Origin of the sequence: Sulfurimonas crateris, from assembly GCF_005217605.1 — a bacterium.
Classification (GTDB): domain Bacteria; phylum Campylobacterota; class Campylobacteria; order Campylobacterales; family Sulfurimonadaceae; genus Sulfurimonas; species Sulfurimonas crateris.
Genome location: NZ_SZPX01000001.1, coordinates 72,227 through 86,252, shown reverse-complemented (window position 1 = coordinate 86,252; position 14,026 = coordinate 72,227). Strand labels below are relative to the sequence as shown.

The 14,026-nt window shown below is 40.0% G+C and carries 15 protein-coding genes; 3 read left to right on the top strand and 12 right to left on the bottom strand.

The annotated features are described in order from the left end of the window. Positions 1-44: 44 nt before the first annotated feature. The 3 genes from FCU45_RS00400 to FCU45_RS00390 form a co-directional block, all read right to left on the bottom strand. Positions 45-1,301, bottom strand: a complete 1,257-nt coding sequence (locus tag FCU45_RS00400; protein WP_137011169.1) for a flagellar hook protein FlgE — start codon at positions 1,299-1,301, stop codon at positions 45-47. Positions 1,302-1,317: 16 nt separating this feature from the next. Beyond that, positions 1,318-1,983, bottom strand: coding sequence for a FlgD immunoglobulin-like domain containing protein (locus tag FCU45_RS00395; RefSeq protein ID WP_137011167.1), 666 nt, complete (start codon positions 1,981-1,983; stop codon positions 1,318-1,320). A 134-nt stretch (positions 1,984-2,117) separates the two neighbouring features. Next, positions 2,118-3,737 (bottom strand): flagellar hook-length control protein FliK, encoded by a 1,620-nt coding sequence (locus FCU45_RS00390; protein WP_137011165.1) that lies wholly within the window; start codon positions 3,735-3,737, stop codon positions 2,118-2,120. A gap of 176 nt (positions 3,738-3,913) precedes the next feature. Between FCU45_RS00390 and FCU45_RS00385 the strand changes: the two genes are divergently transcribed. After that, positions 3,914-4,081, top strand: coding sequence for a hypothetical protein (locus tag FCU45_RS00385; protein ID WP_246032205.1), 168 nt, complete (start codon positions 3,914-3,916; stop codon positions 4,079-4,081). On the opposite strand, the gene FCU45_RS00380 is transcribed toward FCU45_RS00385, so the two are convergent. From FCU45_RS00380 to FCU45_RS00370, 3 genes are read right to left on the bottom strand one after another with little or no spacing between them, the layout of a single operon-like run. Next, the gene (locus FCU45_RS00380) at positions 4,068-4,484 is read right to left on the bottom strand and encodes a hypothetical protein (RefSeq protein ID WP_137011161.1); all 417 of its coding nucleotides are present in this window, start codon (positions 4,482-4,484) and stop codon (positions 4,068-4,070) included. The genes FCU45_RS00385 and FCU45_RS00380 overlap by 14 nt on opposite strands. 52 nt (positions 4,485-4,536) lie before the next feature. After that, the gene (locus FCU45_RS00375; RefSeq protein ID WP_137011159.1) at positions 4,537-5,514 is read right to left on the bottom strand and encodes an argininosuccinate synthase domain-containing protein; all 978 of its coding nucleotides are present in this window, start codon (positions 5,512-5,514) and stop codon (positions 4,537-4,539) included. Positions 5,515-5,558: 44 nt separating this feature from the next. Next, positions 5,559-6,830 carry a DEAD/DEAH box helicase gene (locus FCU45_RS00370; protein WP_137011157.1) on the bottom strand — a complete coding sequence of 424 codons (1,272 nt, stop codon included), beginning with the start codon at positions 6,828-6,830 and terminating at the stop codon, positions 5,559-5,561. Between the two features lie 97 nt (positions 6,831-6,927). Between FCU45_RS00370 and FCU45_RS00365 the strand changes: the two genes are divergently transcribed. Next, positions 6,928-7,752: a DEAD/DEAH box helicase domain-containing protein gene (locus FCU45_RS00365; RefSeq protein WP_137011155.1), complete on the top strand. Its 825-nt coding sequence runs from the start codon at positions 6,928-6,930 to the stop codon at positions 7,750-7,752. Here FCU45_RS00365 and dnaG read toward each other — a convergent pair. Further along, positions 7,742-9,394, bottom strand: a complete 1,653-nt coding sequence (gene dnaG, locus FCU45_RS00360; RefSeq protein WP_137011153.1) for a DNA primase — start codon at positions 9,392-9,394, stop codon at positions 7,742-7,744. The genes FCU45_RS00365 and dnaG overlap by 11 nt on opposite strands. Positions 9,395-9,827: 433 nt before the next feature. Here dnaG and rpsU point away from each other — a divergent pair, with 433 nt between their 5' ends. Continuing rightward, entirely contained in the window at positions 9,828-10,040 is a 213-nt protein-coding gene (rpsU, locus tag FCU45_RS00355) for a 30S ribosomal protein S21 (RefSeq protein ID WP_008340937.1), read from the top strand. Positions 10,041-10,080: 40 nt separating this feature from the next. Here the strand turns inward: rpsU and FCU45_RS00350 are convergent, their stop codons facing one another. The 5 genes from FCU45_RS00350 to FCU45_RS00330 are packed head-to-tail and all read right to left on the bottom strand — an operon-like array spanning position 10,081 to position 14,006. Continuing rightward, entirely contained in the window at positions 10,081-11,178 is a 1,098-nt protein-coding gene (locus FCU45_RS00350; protein ID WP_137011151.1) for a deoxyguanosinetriphosphate triphosphohydrolase, read from the bottom strand. A gap of 1 nt (position 11,179) precedes the next feature. Continuing rightward, the gene (locus tag FCU45_RS00345; RefSeq protein WP_137011149.1) at positions 11,180-12,346 is read right to left on the bottom strand and encodes a GGDEF domain-containing protein; all 1,167 of its coding nucleotides are present in this window, start codon (positions 12,344-12,346) and stop codon (positions 11,180-11,182) included. Positions 12,347-12,384: 38 nt separating this feature from the next. Continuing rightward, positions 12,385-12,942, bottom strand: a complete 558-nt coding sequence (locus FCU45_RS00340; protein WP_137011147.1) for a PhnA domain-containing protein — start codon at positions 12,940-12,942, stop codon at positions 12,385-12,387. 13 nt (positions 12,943-12,955) lie between these two features. Beyond that, the gene (locus tag FCU45_RS00335) at positions 12,956-13,168 is read right to left on the bottom strand and encodes a hypothetical protein (RefSeq protein ID WP_137011146.1); all 213 of its coding nucleotides are present in this window, start codon (positions 13,166-13,168) and stop codon (positions 12,956-12,958) included. Positions 13,169-13,172: 4 nt separating this feature from the next. Then, positions 13,173-14,006 (bottom strand): FAD-dependent thymidylate synthase, encoded by an 834-nt coding sequence (locus tag FCU45_RS00330; protein ID WP_137011144.1) that lies wholly within the window; start codon positions 14,004-14,006, stop codon positions 13,173-13,175. Positions 14,007-14,026 lie beyond the last annotated feature (20 nt).

Here is a 14,026-nt window from a genome sequence, read left to right as displayed (position 1 = left end):
ATTTTTATTAGTAAGAATAATTAGCATTTAATGTTCCAACTTTATTATGCATCCATACTCAATGCTTTTTGAAGCATCTCGTCTGCTGTAGTTATGGACTTTGAGTTTGCATCGTATGATCTCTGCATAATAATAATCTCCGTAAGACCGACTGTCATATCAACATTTGAGCCCTCGAGCTTAAAGTTTGTCATATCCGTTCCTATAATATTTTTACCGTTTTCATCTTGAAAAAATATTGCTCTGCCACTATTTTGCGACTCTGCAAATCTTGAACCGCTTACACGCTCAAGTCCTCTGTCATTTTGAAAATGGTATACGGCAACCATTCCGACTGCACTCTGCATACCGTTTGAAAAGGTTGCTATTACCTCTCCATTTTTGTTTATATCATAACCCAAAAGATCACCTGCTTCAAGACCGTTTGCAGAGCTTGAAGCGCTAAATTCGTCTCCCATCGCTATAACACCGTCATATCCGCTTCCAAGATCTATCGCTACATTTGTTCCGTTATTATTAATTGATGTAAGAGTGTTGGAGATAAGCGCCCCAGCAGCATCAAAGCTTGCAACGCCGCTACTTGTAGAGTAGATCTTAGTGCCTTCTAGATTCTCAACGGTAGCAGTTATATCCCACTGTGAACCAGGAGATACTTGCGGGATGCTCTTTGTAAACTCTAACCTTAAGTTATTTCTGTTGTTTTGTGCATCGATTATTCCTGAGCTTATAACTCTTGTCTCATCCAGCGCGGTCAAATTACCGTAAAATTTCGCCTCTGTCGTAGGCTGAACAGGAAAAAGAAGATCTTCTGGAAACTGAAGTTTTTGTTGCGCATCTACAGCCCCAAGTTCTACCTCGGCCAGCTGTTGTGTCAAAACTCCGTTATTTATATTGTTTCCCATAGTTCCTAAAACATAGTAACCGTCATTTGTAACCAAGTCTCTATTTTTATCGAACGTAAAAGCGCCATCACGTGTATATAGAGGTTTCCCTTCTCCTTGAATACCAAACCAGCCATCGCCCAAAATTGCCAGATCCGTACTTCTATCGCTGAGCTGTAAAACACCTTTGCTCTCATTCATAGCAACTGCATTTAATTTTGTTCCTATCCCTACACCGCTGCTTGCATTTGAAAAAGATGAAGCTGTAACTAGAGCCTCTTCAAAAAGCGATGAGAACTCTGTCGTATAGCCACGAAATCCGACCGTACTTATATTTGCTAAATTATCAGAAATGACATCAATACCATACTGATGCGCTTTAATTCCGTTTATTCCCGTATAAAAAGCTTGGCTCATCATTTGTGTGTACCTCTTTTTAGTAAATCTCTGCTACGTCTGAGAGAGATACATAGCTGGAGCCTACTTTAAAGTAGGTCTCATTACCCTCAAACTTAACCGACTCTATAGGATACGCCCCGATTCTTGTAGTCAGATCATCGCCATTTGGATTTTTATATGAAGCAGTTGCGTAATATATTCCACTGTTTACGGTATTGCCGTTTGCATCGGTTCCGTCCCATGTAAACTGGTAAACACCCTTAGGGTTTGTGCCGACATCCAATGTCTTTAATATGTTTCCGTTTACATCAAGCATCTCAACGCTTCCCTGTTCTATATCATCGGGAAAATAGATCTCAAAAATAGTCTCGCTCCCCTCTTCAAAAACAATTGCGTTGCTTCCTGTATCGGCTGTTTTTCCAATAGCAGATATTGTACTAAACTGCTGTGAAATACCAAGTGATGCAGCCAAATCCGAGAGTGCTTTATTTGTATTTTCAGTAGCTTCTAACGTTGCAAGCTGTGAAGTTTGAGTTAAGATCTTTTCGCTATCCATCGGCTCTGTCGGATCTTGATTTTGAAGCTCAACCAACAAAAGGGTCATAAAGTCATCTTTGTCTAGAACCGACTTGTCCTCGACCGTTGTCGGAGCAGCATACTCCGCATTTGTAGCAGCATTTAAGCCTGTTGATGTGATTGCCATAATTAACTCCTTAATTTTATTTCATAAATTTAAGGGAACCTTCCCCTATTTATTATCCGTAAAAAGAACAAGTCCTTTTTACTTCGCTAGCCGCTGTGGCACTGAAGCTTGCCGCATAAAGCGGCAGGTTTTATTTATATGTATCTAGGGACCACGATCTCTAAAGAGCTTAGTGTCTCTTCATGCATCTCTTCGTTTTCAAAATAACTATACTCTTCATGAGCTCTCTGCTCATTTTGTCTCTGCTGATGTTGTCCACCTGCATTTGTATCGCCACTTTGCCCCCCGTCACTAAAATTTAATGTAGCATTATTTATTCCACTGTTGTTTAGCTGCACTCTTAGCTCATTTGCATTCATTGCCAAAGTATTAACAGCTACGTTATTTGAACTGATGTTTACATGCAGATTCTTGCCTCTTTGCACTACTGTTAGATCAACCTCTCCAAGATGAGCAGGATTTAGTTGGATCTTAACTCTTGTAAAGGGCGATTTGTAATCATCGATTGCATTTTTCACATCATTGGAGAGATACTTGATCATCTGCTTTGCTTCGTTTAGTTTAACTTCAAAACTATCAGCTTTATGCGTTGTAAGTGATTCTGTTTTTGCAGATGATGTGTTCTGTTCAAAAGAAGCAAAATCTCTATTGAGAAGCTGTTCGAGTGTTTTCACACCATCTTGTGTAGGATTTGGTGCAATTACTTTGGCTGTAGCCACTGAAAAATCAGCCGTTAGCGCCATAGTGTTTAGAGACGGCTTCTCTTCCCGAAGAAGGAGTTTAAGTGTCTCGTCCGCTTTTGTTTTAGGCGTTTTTTCTTCCGTTTTATTATGCACAGTGTTTGCTTTGACCTGAACTATCTGCTCTGTCGTCGCATGCTGCTGCGGAGTTTGTGCCTTAAACAGAGGTGTCTCTTTGATCTCTTTTTGCACCTGTGTGAATTTTTCATCTTTACTTATCTCTTGTGAAGCTTGTGCATTTGCAGCTGCTCTTTGTGCATCTTTCTCTTGAGAGTCAGTGTTTTTTATAGATGTTGTTGTCTCTTTTGTTTGAGTTAGCACCTCTTTTAGAGCCTCTTTTGGCATCTCTTGACGCACCTCTTTATGAGCCTCTTTTTTAGAGTTTTCATTTGCTTGCGATACCGCCTCTTTTGTAAGCGTCTCTTGAGTCGGCTCTTTTTGCGAAGCTTGACCTTTAGCAGACGAGATCTCTTTTACGATCTCACTTCGCACCTCTTTAAGGTTTGTATTATCTTTTAGCGTACCTTTTAACTCCTCAAAGCTTATCTTGCTTATATCTATATCAAACTTTTTAGCAACCTCTACCAGTCCGCTTAAAGTCTTTGGCAGCTCTTTTATCTGAGCTTTTTTATAACCGTCACTATTTTGGATCTGATCTTTTAGATAGTTTTTTGCTTCTATGCTCAGTGCCTTCATCTCCTCTTTTGTAAGCGAAGAGAGAAGTTTTGGGTTTAATGCCGATAACTCTTCATCATCTTGCAGGAGAGTTAGATCATCACTCCCTTTTAGATTTATGCTTCTTTCTGCTTTTAGATCAACCTGCAGAGGCTTAACATTTTTTGCTTCACTGCCTAGAGAGAGAATAAGAGAGCCGTTTTGAACACCTTTAGCATCTTTTTTTTCACTGACTCCCTTTAAAAGATCCGAAAAAGAGATACCCTTCTCACTCTTTGGAGTAACTAAAGAAAGGGGTGACGATGAGCTATTTTTACTTTTGCCATCTAACAATATCATTTTGTGCACCGCCTTTATAATCATAGATTTTTAAAAGAGATAGCACAAATTATTCCAATATCGATCATATTAAAAAAATATAGCTATAATTTTGGATTATGAAATTATTATTCTTGCTATTTCCGCTACTGTTAATTGCCGGGAGCCCTTTCGAGTCAAAGAGACACAGCTTTGATATGTCTGCTTATGAGACAAAAAAAAGTGAGCTGAATGTTATGGCAGGGAATAACAGTAAAATAAAATGCAGGTATGTGTGCGATAAAAAAGTATATAAAGAGCAGAAGATATCAGATGCCCTGGAGTTTTATAAAAACTCCAGAGAGTATAGTTTTAGTAAAGATTAAAGTCACCAAGACATTTAAGATCTTTTTTGTATGTGGTACTTATGTTGTTTGCAAGCTCTTCAACAAGCGTTCTTGAACTCTCTCCGTCTACGGGATAACTTACCATAGAGTTGTTTAGATCTCTGGCAAAAAACTCTTCAAACATATCTTTAACGATTCTAGCTCCATATTTGTCGGTGTATGGAAGCAGAAAAAAGTAATCAGATTCACTATGTACTATAGCATCAGAGTTTCTAAGTATATGCTCCAAAGAGCTTTTTATAACAGAAGCCTCAACAGATGAGAAATCGCAATACAAAAGGGTAAAACTCTCAGCACGGTTCTCATCAAGCCTCTCGGCTAGACCTATGCTAAGATCAAGAAGTTGCCTAAAGTTGTCAAATCCAAAATGTATCCCCGCCATATATTGCTCCACTTTTAAAATTTGCCTAAAGTATATCCAAAAATATAAAACCTTACATTATCGTGTATGGCTTTAGCTCATCCCTTGAATCAAACGGCATAGCCTTTAGCTCCTCTTCATCAGAGCTAAGCGTATATGTTTTGCTCTCTTGAGTTTTGCAGTATGTTAAAATTATTCTAGCCGCAAGCTCTTTGTCTTCTTTAGTCGCATTTTTGCTAAGAAGAGAGTGCGGACCCGGCAGACCGATAGTTTTTATGTGGTAATATTTATCATTCTGTATATTTTGCAGATGTGCATTCTCATCTTTGTTTCTCCCTACCACCAGCTTTGCGCCGTCAGGAAGTCTTAGATGGCGTCCAAACTTCATAACCGGTATATCTTTTACCTCAAATGCATCATATTTGATAAAATCAAACATCTTCTTTGCAAAGTTCTCATCTGTTAAAAGACAGCCTCCGCCAGGGCTCTCAAAATCTTCAAGCCCTATCTCTTTTACAAGTTCAAGCTGTCTGTCGCGGCTTCTTCCTGTAATGCCTTCAAGTTTTTCTCTATCTACCCATCCCTCTATCTCAGCAATTGTAGGGTTAAGCGCCTTTGCAGAGAGTGGGCGGAGGAGCAGGCCGTCACAATTACTCTCATTTAAAACGGTTTGAAGCGCATCCTTATTCTGACTCATAGGACGCTGTCCTAAAACTTCACCGCTTATTAAAAATGAAGCTCCCTCCGCTTCCATAACCCTTTTTGCTACCGTAAACATCTTTGCATGGCAATCTATGCACGGGTTGAAATTTTTACCGTACCCATGTTTTGGATCAAATAGAACATCTTGTAAAAATTCACTCTCTATATCTACTATCTTAAGCTCTGCACCGACTTGAGAGCACATATTTTGCATATGTTCAAGTCTGTCTTTAGTACTTCCAAAACCGGTATTGATATTTACTGCCACGACCTCAATACCCTGATCTATTATAAGTTTCATCGCTAAAGTTGAGTCTAATCCACCGCTAAATAGTGCGATTGCTTTCATCTTCTTCCTTCTAAAATCAATAGTTTATTTTATAGAATTATACACTACTTATCTCTTCTTCTGCCAGAAGAGCCTCTTGATGAGCCTTGAGACGATTTGCCTCCCTCTGGTTTACCTGAAGGTTTTTGAGCTCGCTGACCTCTGTTTCCGCCTCTGTTTATCGGCTCCGCTTTAATGCTGGGGTCTGGTTTAAAATCTTTTAACCACACTTTTTGAATATCTTTTTTTATCAGCTTCTCTATATTTGCCAAATACTCATGCTCATCTATACAGACAAGGGATATCGCTTCTCCCTCATTTCCTGCACGTCCCGTTCGCCCTATTCTGTGTACATAATCTTCCGAGACGTTTGGCAGCTCATAGTTTATGACATGCGGAAGCTGGTCAATGTCTATTCCTCTTGCCGCGATATCGGTTGCGACCAAAACTCTTACCTCGCCCGCTTTAAAGTCAGCGAGCGCTTTTGTTCTTGCGTTTTGGCTCTTGTTACCATGTATGGCAACAGCGGTTATGCCATCTTTTTCAAGTTGAGTGCTCAGGCGGTTTGCTCCATGTTTTGTTCTGGTAAAGACTAAAACCTGCTTCCATTTTCCCTCGTTTATAAGATGGGTCAAAAGCTCGCGCTTGCGCTCCCTGTCAACAGGGTAGACTATCTGTTTTACGATCTCAGAAGCTCTGTTTGGACGCGCGACCTCTATAAGCACAGGTGAATTTAGCAGTTTGTCAGAGAGTTTTTTGATCTCATCGGAGTAGGTAGCAGAAAAGAGAAGTGTCTGCTTCTGTTTTGGAAGAATTGCCAATATTTTTTTAATATCGTTTATAAAACCCATATCGAGCATTCTGTCCGCTTCATCGAGTATAAGAAACTCAACATCTCTCAGATCGATGCTCTTTTGTGATATATGGTCCAAAAGTCGCCCGGGAGTTGCTATAACTATGTCAACCCCTTTTTTTAGCTTGACCAACTGAGGATTTATTTTTACTCCACCGAATATAATTGCAGATTTAAAAGGAAGATACTTTCCGTAAACCTCGACGCTCTCGCCGACCTGTGCCGCGAGCTCTCTTGTGGGCGTTAAAATAAGCGCTCTTATGCTCTGCTTTGGCTTTGCGGGTTTTGTGCTGCTTAGTAGTTCAAGCAGAGGGAGTGTAAAGCCTGCAGTCTTACCGGTTCCTGTTTGAGCACCTGCTAAAATATCTTTTTTGCTTAAAATGACCGGGATTGCTTGTTTTTGGATGGGTGTGGGCTCGCTATACCCTTGTTCTTTGACAGCTTTTAGTAAAGGAGCTGATAAACCTAACGTGCTAAATGACATTGTATTCCTGAATTTAATATTAATACATAATAGCATAATTTATGCTAATGTGAGATATAATGCAAGCTAAATTTAAAAACCTCTCCTAGGACATCTTATGCCATTCACTCAAATAACTCTAAAACATAACAAACACCGAGTTCATCCATGTCCCAGCGACAAAAAATTATCGCTTCTTAACTTGCTAATAGAGCAGAACGCCGATCTTGATATTTTGGTTGCAACAGCACAAAAGAGCGATCTTATCAAAGAGGCACTTAACAATGAGAAGATTCAAGTTCTTAGCGATGATGAACTCTCAGGTATGCCTGAGTTAAAATGCGAACTTCTTATAAGTTACGATCTGCCGCAAGATGCCATGACATACCTATCAAGAATGGCAAAAGCTACAGAGGGTGCGGTAATACTGCTTGATGCGAGTGAACAAAAAGAGCTCTATCCCGTAGAGACTCTTCTCAAAAGAGTTATAAGACAGGAGATTGTTGAGGGGTTTGCGTATGAAGAACAGAAGATGAAAATAGCTCCAAAACCTGCTCAAAAGAGAGAGTACGCTTTTAATCCGGATGCAGGCGAAAAACCAAAGTACGAGAAAAAGCAATTCGACAAACCAAAATATGAGAGAGCAAAAAAAGAGGGTGAAAAACCTGAGCGCAAAGCATTTGACAAACCAAAGTATGACAAACCTAAAAGAGATGAAGAGAACAAAGATAAGAAGTTCAATAAATTCGCAAAGTCTGATAAAAAACCAAATAAATTCTTAGGCAAAGATGAGAGCGGAAAGGCGAAATTTTCCGGCAAAAGCGGAGAGAGAAATCACCGTTTTGACGGAAAACCAAAAGATGCCCCTGCTCCTAAAAATGTCGGAAGAGTAATACCGATCAAAGAGCGCAAAGAGAAAAAGAGCGAAGAGCCTAGCTCTTAAAGGCTACGAGCTCGCCTCTTTTAAGCTGCGAGATTATCCCTCTGTACTTACGTATAAAAAAAGCCTTTTGTTCAAAAGAGATATCTTTTTGCATATTTACCTTCTTATACTCCCTCTCATAATGTTTTGTTAAAAATGCGATCAGCTCCGCTTTGAGAGCCTCCTCATCCCTAAGAGGTTTTATCTGTTCATCCACAGAGATCGCCATCAAAGAGGGATCGTCAAATTTTCCTCTAAGCGAGAGAGCAAACTCATATGAGTGAAACTGCAGAAGCGACGGATCCAGTACATCGAGTATCTGATCTACAAATTCTGGATGTTCCAAAACGGTTTTTATAAGCGTGAGCTCCCACATATCTTTATGGCGGCTTCTATCATCCAGAGGTTTGTTATAGTTAGTGTTAGTCTGGTTAGTCAGTTTTACAAAAGAGGGGTTTATGCCGAGTCTTTGCGCCAAATATGTTTTATATCTGTCTTGAAGCATGGCAGATAGCGTTTTAAGATAACCTACCGCCTCTTGCATACAGAGCTCTTTGGATTTTGGGTCACGAAGATTGTAAAGAGATATTATCTCATCTAGTACAAACTCGATAAATGGCTGAGGAGTTCTAAACATCTCCGAGAGCTCCTCAAGAGCACCTTTTTTTACCATGTCCGCAGGGTCGATGCCCTCGCCAAATATAATAACCCCTCCGCTAAAACCACCTGCACTCAGTAGTTTTGACGCTTTAAGAGCAGCTGCGCGGCCGGCTTTATCACCGTCATACGCCATTACGATATCGGGTTCACCCTTTCTTAAAAGCGGAAGATGCTCAGCTGTTAGTGCCGTACCCAGCGTTGCAACGGCATTGTCAAATCCCGCCTGATGCAGCATAATAACATCAAGATACCCCTCTGTTATGATGATCTGTTTTGTTTTATGTATGCTCTGCTTCGCAAGATGATAGGCGTAGAGAAGACGTGATTTGTTAAAGTATGGAGTTTCGGGAGAGTTTACATACTTTGCCTGATGCCCTGTTATGGTTCTGCCTCCAAAACCTACTATGGTCCCGTTTGCAGAGTGTATAGGAAAGATGATGCGCTCAATAAACCTTGCATAGCTCTTTGCCCCGTCGCTCCCCACAACACCCATCTCAATGGCTTCACCCATATTTAAAAATTGAGATTTTATATAGTTTATAGTGCTGTTTGAATCGGGTGCGTAGCCTATAGAGAACTTCTCTATACTGCTGTCATAGATGCCGCGCTCTTTTAAGTATGAGAGTGCAGTTTGGTTATTTGTAAGCAGATATTGGTACCAGCTGCTTATCTTCTCCATAAACTGTGAACGAGGTCTGTCTCTTTTGCCCTCACTGTATGAGAGAGAGAAGTTGTATGAAGAGGCGAGTTTCTCCAAAGCTTCCGGATAACTCAGCTTTTCATACTCCATAACAAACTTGATGCCATCACCGCCGGCACCGCATCCAAAACAGTGATATATCTGCTTTGCGGGACTTACCACGAACGAAGCTGTCTTTTCATCATGAAAAGGGCACGGAGCCTTATAATTAGCACCCGCTTTTCTAAGTTCTACGTATGAACCTACTACATCAACAATGTCAAGGCGTGCTTTTAGGGCTTCAATGGAGTCTTGTGCAATCATAAGAAAATTATACAGAATTGTTAGTTAAAGAGAGTTTGGAAAATATATATAAAGGTCACTAAAACAGGTCATGGTAAGACCTATTTTAGAAGGAGAAATAAAATTTGAGATATCGGTAAATATCTCTACTCTCATGATCCGGTACATCAATCTGAGTATTTGACTTCGGCATTGCGATAAGCAACACTCTAAGCTTGGTGGACACCCAACGCTACAAACGACTAAAATGAATATAATTCATTCAGCTTCCTCTGGAAAGAACGCATTACGCTCTTAATTCTTAAATCGGATGAATTTTATCTGATTTAGAAATTTGACTCATTGACTTGTATCAATTTTAAAAAAAATCGATGCTTTTGCCAAATAAAATCTTAGTTGAAGATATTTATGCTACAATTCGACTCCAAATTTTAAAGAAAGTAGGTGATGTGATATGCCAGGTATCGTACTACGCAGTGATGATAATTTTGATGCATCTTACCGCCGTTTCAAGAAGCAGACCGACCGTAACTTAATCGTTACAGAAGCTCGTGCTCGCCGTTTCCATGAAACGGAAACTGAAAAGCGTAAGAAGTTCAAAATAGCATCTCGTAAGAAAATGCTTAAACGTCTTTATATGATGAGACGTTACGAATCACGCCTATAGTATAAGCCTTCGGGCTTATATTTTTTCAATCTTATTCAAACTACAATTTCCCGTACATCTCATTATAAAACGACAACGCGTGTCTATCGCTCATTGAAGCTATATAGTCGGCTATAACTCTGTGTTTATTTCTGCTTGATAACTGAGTACGATAAAACGTCGGCAACATCTTAGGCTCTTCGTTTAAGCCGCTGTATAGACCACGTATTGCCTGTTTTCCTGCAAACATCTTTACCATTATATCTTTGTGCTGATAGAGTTTTGAGAATAGTATTTTTTTGAGTTTTTTTATCTCTGTCTCTAACTTTGGCTCAAAACCGATAGGGAGCTCTGTTTTGCTATCTATCTTTGCACACATTATCTCAGAGTTATCGACCCTATCTTTTGAGTACTCTATTAGCGAGTAGACAAGGTGGTTTATAAGGTGTGAGACGAAGCGGTACCTAAACATCTCATCATCACGCTGCAGCACACCCTCTTTTTTTACCTTATCAAGTATCTCTATTATCAACTCACTCTCTTGCAGGTCATCAAAACTGATCAAACCAGAATTCACACCGTCATCTATATCATGAGTAATATAGGCTATCTCATCTGCACGGTCAACTATCATCGCCTCTATGCTCGGATGGGTATCTAAATTGAACTGCTCATCTATGATAGGAGGAAGAAAGCTTTTTTTATACGGGTATGAGTGCTTAAGGATCCCCTCCAGAGTCGCGAATGTAAGATTTAAGCCATTAAATCCGTTATATCTCTTCTCAAGCGATGATACAACCCTGAAGCTTTGAAAATTGTGCTCAAAGCCGTTAACAAATCCATCATCCTTCAAGCACTCATCAAGTGTATCTCCGCCGATATGACCAAATGGGGTATGTCCCAGATCGTGTGAAAGAGCGATCGCTTCGGCAAGCGACTCGTTTAGCCCCAAGTGTGAAGTTATAGAGCGTGCAATTTGGGAGACCTCGATGGAGTGGGTCAGACGCGTACGGAAAAAGTCCCCCTCCTGATTTAAAAAAACCTGTGTCTTATACTCCAGTTTTCTAAAACTCCCCGAGTGAATAACCCTGTCTCTATCCCTTGCATACGGATTTCTAAAATCTTTGTCTATCTCGTAAAATCTATAGTTTGCTTCCATCTTATACCTCTTTTATAACTTGGTTTCTTCCCGCTTTCTTTGCCTTGTACAAGGCATTGTCGGCTCTTTTCATAACTGCAAACGGATCTCTGTCTTTTGAGCTTTTTTGCACGATTCCCGATGAGATGTTTATATATATCGTTTTAGAGCTCTTCTTGTTTCTAATTGTAAAAGGGCTCTTTGCGATCGTATCTCTTAAAATATCTGTATGAGTGTATGACTCATCTACATCTTTTGAAGGAAAGAGAAGAACAAACTCTTCTCCTCCGTATCTGTAAGCTTTTCCGCCTCCGCCCACGTTCGCAAGCCTTGAAGCGACCATCTTTAAGACCTCATCACCCGTATCGTGTCCGTACGTGTCGTTAAACTTCTTGAAATGATCAATATCTATCATAGCAAGCGAGTACTTCATCCCCAGTTTTGCCATATCTTCAACAAGCGCTCTTCTCCCCGGAAGAGATGTCAGCTCATCGTAAAAGGCCAAGCGGTAGGACTCTCGTATAAGCAAAATAAAGATTATTATACCGATAGAGAGCATTGAGAGCTCATAAGCATGAGCTGTTTTTATAAAGTAAAAACCTGCATAAAAGGTAACGGTAATTATAAAAAATGAACCGTTGTAGATCAGATACCTGTTAAAGAGCAAAAGCACGCTCATTATAAAGAGTACAAAGATTCCTGCCGCAACAGAGATATCCTGCAGCGGATAAAAAGAAGCGGCAAAGAGCTTACTCTTTAACAGAGCTGTTAGATTATCGTCTGGATAAGCCACAAAATACGCTACAACTCCTATCTCAAGCAAAAAGAAGACTATCTTTAAGATACCCCAGATCGAAAAAAGCCCTCTCTCCCTCAGAGATAAAAATATAAGAAGATGAAGAGGATAGAGCAAAGAGGCGTATAAAAAAAGAGCTGTCGCTTTTTTTGCACTCAGATACTCAAATCCGAGACTTATGAGCAACAGAGGTATGATGATAAATATAAACCTATTGCGGTTAAAGTGCCACGAAACCCATAAAATAAGTGCGCTTATGGCATAAAAAAGGTATGGAACCAGATCAAAGATTATCTCAGGTATCTTGGCTCCGTAGTATGCGATAAATGCGAATATTAAAGATATAAAAAACGGTATCGATATATTTAGGGCTACTGATTTTAAAGAGTTCATATATGCCTTTTATATAAAGCCAACCGCCACAGAGCAGATTACGCTTTTTTCAAAAACTCTGTTTTTAAGTAGATTTTTGTTCCGTTCACACGACCTTCTATGTGGTCTGCAACATCCTGAGGGATCGTTATATTTCTGACCGTAGTGCCTCTCTTTGCAGTAAAGCCTGCACCTTTGACATCTAGATCCTTAATGATAACAACGCTGTCGCCCGCATTTAAAACAACTCCGTTTGAGTCTCTTACGACAACATTCTCAGATGCACTGCTTAAACCTGCTTCGGCCCAGCTTTTGACATCATCTTCCATATACATCATATCAACAAGATCTTCTCTTCCAAGAGCTTTTAGGAGTCTGTATGACATAACTGCAACTGCAGGAACTTCACTCCACATACTGTCATTTAGGCAGTTAAAGTGGGTCTCATCCATCTTTTGAGGGTTTTGTATCTGCTCTTTACACGTTGTGCACACATATATCGACTGCTGGGCACTTCCGTCCGAAGGTGCTACTTCTAAAACACTAAGCCCATCACTGCTTCCGCAAAGTTCACATACGCCACCGCTTCTGTTTTCTAACTCTTTTTCTATACTCATATTCTCTCCTATCTTACTTTTTAAACTCTAATATATCTTCATCGCTTGCAGGTTTTGATTTTGTATTGTCAAAAGCTTTTTGCGCCTCTTCCTCATTATAGTTTCTACACTCCTCAATCTTTTGAGGGTCATCGTTTGGTCCGATATTTTCACACATTGCAGCGTTAAACTCAAAATATGAACATCCGCTAAAGAGAAAACTCGCTACTAAAATATATTTCCACATGAACTCAACCTTTTTTAATTATTAGATCTAAATATTTTGACGGTGTCTTTCTCATCATCTCCTGAGCCAGCCATCTTATCTGAAAATATGCCGCTCCGCTGTCTCTTAGTGTAAGATAGTTTTTCAGACTGCGAAGATTAAACGTTACCACCATATCGACCTTTACGTTGTCGGTTATGATATGCTTAAAAGCATCTCCGACATTGCGCTTCTTTTTTCCCGATTCCAGTGCCCCGTAAAGCGCTTTTGCATCTCCCGCAAACTCTTCTAAAAGCGGCAGTGAGCTTTTTGCTACGGCAATCTCGTTAAAGTTCTCTAGAGTTTTTGATTGATACTTTAGCTTATCGTAAATTGCGCCTATCTCGATTCTGTTGTACTCTTCATCGCAAGTTACTAACATATCGAAGCTCAAAACTTTTTCTATAAAGAACTCCCTCTCTTCTGCCGTCTGCGAAGCGACAAAAGCATTTATAACAGAGCTCATAGTATAACGCGTACTTCTTACACTTATGGCCTGTATGCGGTGGCGTGCATGCTCCTGAAGTACGCCTCTGCTTGTTCCTCTTACAAGAAAGCTGAGATTTGCATGCTCTAAAATAGAGTGATGAAAATGCGTCCAAGCCAGATCATGGAGCAGATTTGACTCCTCTATCTCGTTTATTTTAGAACAGGTAGCATCATCGGGCATATGAGTCTCAATATATTTTATCGCCTCATTTTCACTTTTTGCAAATGAGTCGTAACAGGTTCTAGCCGCAGCTTCAGCCACACCTATTCCTGTCTCTTGCATTAAAACAACTTCGGGCTTTGAGTATTTGATACCGTACATCTCTTCCATAGTCTATCCTGCTTTGTATT

Excerpts from the sequence above, each read along its gene's own strand:
- FCU45_RS00400 (WP_137011169.1), bottom strand. The coding sequence starts at position 1,301 with ATGATGAGCCAAGCTTTTTATACGGGAATAAACGGAATTAAAGCGCAT.
- FCU45_RS00395 (WP_137011167.1), bottom strand. The coding sequence starts at position 1,983 with ATGGCAATCACATCAACAGGCTTAAATGCTGCTACAAATGCGGAGTAT.
- FCU45_RS00330 (WP_137011144.1), bottom strand. The coding sequence starts at position 14,006 with ATGGAAGAGATGTACGGTATCAAATACTCAAAGCCCGAAGTTGTTTTA.
- rpsU (WP_008340937.1), top strand. The coding sequence starts at position 9,828 with ATGCCAGGTATCGTACTACGCAGTGATGATAATTTTGATGCATCTTAC.
- FCU45_RS00375 (WP_137011159.1), bottom strand. The coding sequence starts at position 5,514 with ATGAAAGCAATCGCACTATTTAGCGGTGGATTAGACTCAACTTTAGCG.
- FCU45_RS00335 (WP_137011146.1), bottom strand. The coding sequence starts at position 13,168 with ATGTGGAAATATATTTTAGTAGCGAGTTTTCTCTTTAGCGGATGTTCA.
- FCU45_RS00390 (WP_137011165.1), bottom strand. The coding sequence starts at position 3,737 with ATGATATTGTTAGATGGCAAAAGTAAAAATAGCTCATCGTCACCCCTT.
- dnaG (WP_137011153.1), bottom strand. The coding sequence starts at position 9,394 with ATGATTGCACAAGACTCCATTGAAGCCCTAAAAGCACGCCTTGACATT.
- FCU45_RS00345 (WP_137011149.1), bottom strand. The coding sequence starts at position 12,346 with ATGAACTCTTTAAAATCAGTAGCCCTAAATATATCGATACCGTTTTTT.
- FCU45_RS00370 (WP_137011157.1), bottom strand. The coding sequence starts at position 6,830 with ATGTCATTTAGCACGTTAGGTTTATCAGCTCCTTTACTAAAAGCTGTC.
- FCU45_RS00380 (WP_137011161.1), bottom strand. The coding sequence starts at position 4,484 with ATGGCGGGGATACATTTTGGATTTGACAACTTTAGGCAACTTCTTGAT.
- FCU45_RS00365 (WP_137011155.1), top strand. The coding sequence starts at position 6,928 with ATGCCATTCACTCAAATAACTCTAAAACATAACAAACACCGAGTTCAT.
- FCU45_RS00340 (WP_137011147.1), bottom strand. The coding sequence starts at position 12,942 with ATGAGTATAGAAAAAGAGTTAGAAAACAGAAGCGGTGGCGTATGTGAA.
- FCU45_RS00385 (WP_246032205.1), top strand. The coding sequence starts at position 3,914 with ATGTCTGCTTATGAGACAAAAAAAAGTGAGCTGAATGTTATGGCAGGG.
- FCU45_RS00350 (WP_137011151.1), bottom strand. The coding sequence starts at position 11,178 with ATGGAAGCAAACTATAGATTTTACGAGATAGACAAAGATTTTAGAAAT.